This is a genomic window from Paraclostridium sp. (assembly GCF_051657365.1).
Taxonomy (GTDB): domain Bacteria; phylum Bacillota; class Clostridia; order Peptostreptococcales; family Peptostreptococcaceae; genus Paraclostridium.
Genome location: NZ_JBOFKN010000113.1, coordinates 1 through 4624, shown reverse-complemented (window position 1 = coordinate 4624; position 4624 = coordinate 1). Strand labels below are relative to the sequence as shown.

Genomic DNA, 4624 nt, shown 5'->3' with positions numbered 1-4624 from the left:
AAAAGTCCCGGTGTCCAAGTACTTCCACCACCTGCAATCGTTATTGTAAACTCTTTTTTATTCATAAATCTCACCCCTCTAATTTGTATAGTTGTATATACAACTAATATATAATAAAAATTTAGAGTTGTCAATTTTTAATTATCTTTTAATTTAAGGACTATTAAAAATTAGCTATAAAAAATTTACATAAAAATATAAATTAATGAGGCTGACCTTATTGGTCAGCCTCATTTTATTCTGAAACTATAAAATTCTTAAAATCTACAAATACATCATCTTTTGAAGCCCACGTTTCATCCGAACCACCGAAAAATGTAGAGAAAAATAACCCCTCTATCTTTAATTTTCACTCACTCTGAAACTTAGATTTTCAATGGTAGCTACTTTTCTTTTATCTAAAAAAACTTCAATTATTCCATCATTTTTACCTGGAGTATTTAATTTAATAATTTGAGTCAATTTATGCCATTTCCCTTTCTCAAATTTCCAATTACCTAAATCAGTCCCATGCATTTCACTTGTTGGAAGGTAAGCATAAATAACTCCTTTTCCTTCTCGCCTCCACATATATCTAGTACTAAACCCACTATCTTCAGTTGGTATTCTTTTTCCACTAGCATTTCTATCTCCACCATATAATCCAGGAAGCTTTCCTCCTTTTACAAAGTCAAAATTATCAGAAAATCTTATATCATAAGTTAATTCTAATTTATCTTTACCTTCAATATCCATATTTGTATAAAATTGAGCTCCTCCTAGAGGTTTTTCAAATTTTTTAGAATAATTTGAACTCACACTACCCTTTGGATATTTTACTCTAAAAAATAACTCGCCATTTTCATTTTCAATAGATAAGTTTTCTTTGGTACCAAAAGTTTTATCGGGCATTACTTTCCAAGTTTCTTTCCAAGCTTTTGTTATTTGGGGCTCCCAAATAGTTTTAGAAAAAACACTTCCAAATGTAACTAAATACATTAAAAGTATCACTTTTTTCATAATCAATCTCCCTTAGAATGATTTTCTTAAACCAAGTTTATAAAACATTCTATCTTTATCATCTGATTTCTTTCCTGAATAAGCTACATTTTTAGCTGATTGCCAATAAACCTCTCCTACTAAAGTTAAAGTTGTATCAAATTTATAACTAAAAGTTGTTCCAACTCTAGTCTCATCTTTATCTCTTTTTAATCCATGATTGCTTCCTTTTACTAAATTTGACTCTTTTCCCTCTTCTTCATAGTATAAGTCTTGTCTTACAAATGGATTAATCGCTAATTTATCTGTCGCCTTCCAATTATATCCTACTCTCATTTGCCAACGTATATATTCTGAGGTATGCTCTAGATACTTATATTCGTTATAAATTGAAGCCCATAGCATGTCCTTATTAGGAAGTGTATGTCTAATTCCCAGCAGCTGAATCTCTTGATACCAGTCACCATAATAGTTATTGCTTCCTAAATTTTTACTATTATATCCTGAATCTTTTCTAGATTGTTGCTTTGTTTCATTAAATAATGGCCCTGTGAATCCACTTAAATATAGATTTGTTGTATCACTTAACTTATATGTCATATCTGGATAAAATCTTAAACCTAAACTTCTCTTAGCTTGATTACTAGGACTATTATCATTTATAGCCCATTGTTCATATCTAAAACCAGCTTTAGGATTCAAAGAAAAATTTCTATTTTTATAACTATATCCACTGGCAAATAACTCAAATCTATCTCTTTGAGTTTTAAATCTTGCATTTGTTCCTTCAGCTCTTTCTTTCCCATATTGATCTTGGTACATGTACTTAAAATCTAATTTTAATTTTGACCCTTCTATCGGATTAAAGCTTCCACTAACATAAGGCATAAATACATCACTTCTGTTATAGTTATTTGTTCCCTTGTCATCATATTGCTCATTTTCGAAACCAATTTCAATTGTAGCTGCAAAACTACTTATAGATAAAATACTTGCTAATAATAAAATAATTTTTTTTGACATTTAACTTCCCCCATTTTTTATTTTTTATTAACTCTATCGTGTGCTGATTGAAAAGCATCTAACACTTTATTCAATCCAAGTTTTTCAAGATTTTTTGTATATCCATCCCACTCTTTATCAATATCCATACCTTTTAAAACCCAGTTTTGAACAGATTCTGTTATATAAGTAGAAATTGTTGGCCAATATGTATCGTAAACCTTTTTTTCTTCTTCGTTCATGGCTGGTGGTAAATATTCAGGAATAATATATCCATTTTCAATATACATATTTACTCCCTTCATGGCTAACTCATCTGTCCATTGCTTTTCATATTCATAATTTTGACGATATCCTATTGGAACTTGAGCTCCTATTTCATATAATTGATTATTAACTGGCTTATTTCCTTTTAAAATTTCCTCTTTAAAAATAGGCTTTCCATCAACTAAATCATACTGAATTCCCTCTATTCCAAAATTAGCTAAATCTCTTCCTACACCATCAAAAAAGAAATCAAAATATTTTATAGTTTCCACAGGATAAGAATTAGATGTTGTTATAGCCCATCCATCAGGTTTAAGAAGTGTTCTTGAATGTTCTTCAATCCTCTTTCCATCTGTTCCAAGCGGAGGAGCCATTGGTTGAAGATTAATTCCCGGATTTTGATTAGCCAACGTTCTATTTAATGTTGCAGTACTAGCAAACCAATCCCTTGTCATCCCTCCTGTATTATTTCCAAATAATATTTCTCTAGATTTACTTCCTCTAGTAAAAACTTCGGGATCAATTAATTTTTCTTGATACCATTTAGTTATATTTTTCATTCCTTCTTTAAACTCTGGTTCAGTCCATCCATGTCTAACTTTACCATCTTTTTCATAAAATGATAAGTATGAATCAGTTCCTGCTGTTCTTCCTCCCCAAAGAGTTACTAATCTAATCATTTCTTGCCAATGTCTAAAAATTAAAGGTATTTCATCTTTTATACCATTCCCATTAGGATCATTATCTCTAAAAGCTTTTAAAACATCATATAATTCCTCTGTATTATCTGGTGTTTTTAAATTCAATTTATCTAACCAATCTTGCCTTATCCAGTAACCTCTTCCAGCAATTCCGTCTGCTGCATAGGGGATATAATATATATTTCCATCTGCTGCAGTTATAACTTTTTGGGCACTAGGATTTTCATTTAAAAATTTCTTTATATTAGGAGCATGTTTATCTATTAAATCATTTAAAGGAACAAAAGCACCTTCCATACCATATTTCATAAATTCATCTCTTAAACTATTTCCACCTACAACATCTGGTAAATCTCCAGATGCTAACATTAAATAAAATAATTCCATTGTGTTAGTTCCCGTTTTAGGAGCAACTCCTTTTAGCTTTATATTTGTTAGTTCGGTTGCTTTCTTAGGTACAAGTCTATTTTCGTCATAAGCATCTCTATTCCAATAGTGCATATGTATTTTAAGCTCTATCGGATTTTTACTAATTTTAGTTTCAGCAAAAATATTTTGAGTTCTAAATCCTGATAATAATAGAAAACTTAAAGTTGATAAAATTTTAATTTTATTTTTCATTTCTCCTCCTGTTAGCTTTAATCTTTATCTTAGAGAAAATATACATCACCAGCTAATAAATGTCTATATTCAATAATTAATGTATTTTTTTTAATCTTTAATATCGAAATTTAAATTATTTTTTATAGAAATAATCAAAAAACTATATATTTCTATTCCATTTTAAGTAATTTATATTTTCAGAATCAAGTTTCCACAATTCATCAATAACAGTTATGTAACTTTTATCATTATATTTTTGTAAAGCAATTAATAGGATTCCAGCAAAAGATCTATAATCAACTTTTTCATTTTTCTTTATCCACTCTTCAGAATTCTGTTTATATTTCACTATAAAGTCTACTACTTTTTTCAAAGAAGCTTTGTTAGCTATAAATTCCCAAAAGCCAACCTCTTCAAATCTATCACTATATAGAGCAAGAGAAATTAGAGCTTCTAAATCAAAAATACTATAATGAAGTGGACGAGTTCTTTCTAATTCATGAAAATTTTGGCCCTTACTACCTATATTTGAAGCTAATCTTTTATATTGAGCTTTTTTTAGTGTTTGTTTAGCAAACTCGTAATCTCCAGTATAAAAATAACTTAAAGAAAGTACTTCTGTGATTCTTGCTATTTTTGACAATTTAGGTAAATCCGATTCTGTCTTTGATTCTGGGTTTACTTGTTCATCTTTTTGTATATAAGGTAATCCTGTTTTTGAATCTTGATTTGGTTACCAATATGGACCAAAACTTAAATAATCATGTTTATTATCACTACTAGGTAAAACTTTTTTGGTTATTACTACTAATTCTTTTTCCTTCATAGCTTCTTCAGCATCTAATATAAGTTTAGTAAAAGCAAGCATAATAAAAGGATCCTTTTTTTCAATTTTTAATTTTATTTTATTCAGACTATCTTTATTTAATAAAATAAAATTATCTTGGGCCATCCCCAAAGTACTTACAATAAAAAATAATTTGATAATAAAGAAAAGCTTATTCATTAGTTTAGCTCCTTTTTTATTTTTTAAACAATACAATATAATCATTTTGAGTATTGAATAGTATTTC

At 28.7% G+C, this 4624-nt stretch carries 6 protein-coding genes and 1 pseudogene; all 7 read right to left on the bottom strand.

Annotated features, from left to right (window positions below):
- Window positions 1-235: 235 nt before the first annotated feature.
- Window positions 236-340 (bottom strand): polysaccharide lyase, encoded by a 105-nt coding sequence (locus ACRCYC_RS08450; protein WP_438532140.1) that lies wholly within the window; start codon window positions 338-340, stop codon window positions 236-238.
- A 2-nt stretch (window positions 341-342) separates the two neighbouring features.
- On the bottom strand, window positions 343-999 hold the full coding sequence (locus ACRCYC_RS08445) for a polysaccharide lyase (RefSeq protein WP_438532138.1): 657 nt from the start codon (window positions 997-999) through the stop codon (window positions 343-345).
- 12 nt (window positions 1000-1011) lie between these two features.
- Window positions 1012-2001, bottom strand: coding sequence for a hypothetical protein (locus tag ACRCYC_RS08440; RefSeq protein ID WP_438532137.1), 990 nt, complete (start codon window positions 1999-2001; stop codon window positions 1012-1014).
- Between the two features lie 17 nt (window positions 2002-2018).
- On the bottom strand, window positions 2019-3569 hold the full coding sequence (locus tag ACRCYC_RS08435) for an extracellular solute-binding protein (protein ID WP_438506803.1): 1551 nt from the start codon (window positions 3567-3569) through the stop codon (window positions 2019-2021).
- A 142-nt stretch (window positions 3570-3711) separates the two neighbouring features.
- Entirely contained in the window at window positions 3712-4176 is a 465-nt protein-coding gene (locus ACRCYC_RS08430; protein ID WP_438532139.1) for an alginate lyase family protein, read from the bottom strand.
- A pseudogene (locus tag ACRCYC_RS08425) lies at window positions 4159-4260 on the bottom strand (hypothetical protein); the annotation flags it as partial. The pseudogene ACRCYC_RS08425 and the gene ACRCYC_RS08430, both read right to left, overlap by 18 nt.
- A 24-nt stretch (window positions 4261-4284) precedes the next feature.
- Complete coding sequence (locus ACRCYC_RS08420) at window positions 4285-4557, bottom strand: hypothetical protein (protein WP_438506802.1); 273 nt, start codon at window positions 4555-4557, stop codon at window positions 4285-4287.
- Window positions 4558-4624: the final 67 nt, after the last annotated feature.

What these genes read in the sequence shown, in the direction of transcription:
- ACRCYC_RS08445 (WP_438532138.1), bottom strand. Translation starts at nt 999, where the DNA reads ATGAAAAAAGTGATACTTTTAATGTATTTAGTTACATTTGGAAGTGTT.
- ACRCYC_RS08440 (WP_438532137.1), bottom strand. Translation starts at nt 2,001, where the DNA reads ATGTCAAAAAAAATTATTTTATTATTAGCAAGTATTTTATCTATAAGT.
- ACRCYC_RS08435 (WP_438506803.1), bottom strand. Translation starts at nt 3,569, where the DNA reads ATGAAAAATAAAATTAAAATTTTATCAACTTTAAGTTTTCTATTATTA.
- ACRCYC_RS08420 (WP_438506802.1), bottom strand. Translation starts at nt 4,557, where the DNA reads ATGAATAAGCTTTTCTTTATTATCAAATTATTTTTTATTGTAAGTACT.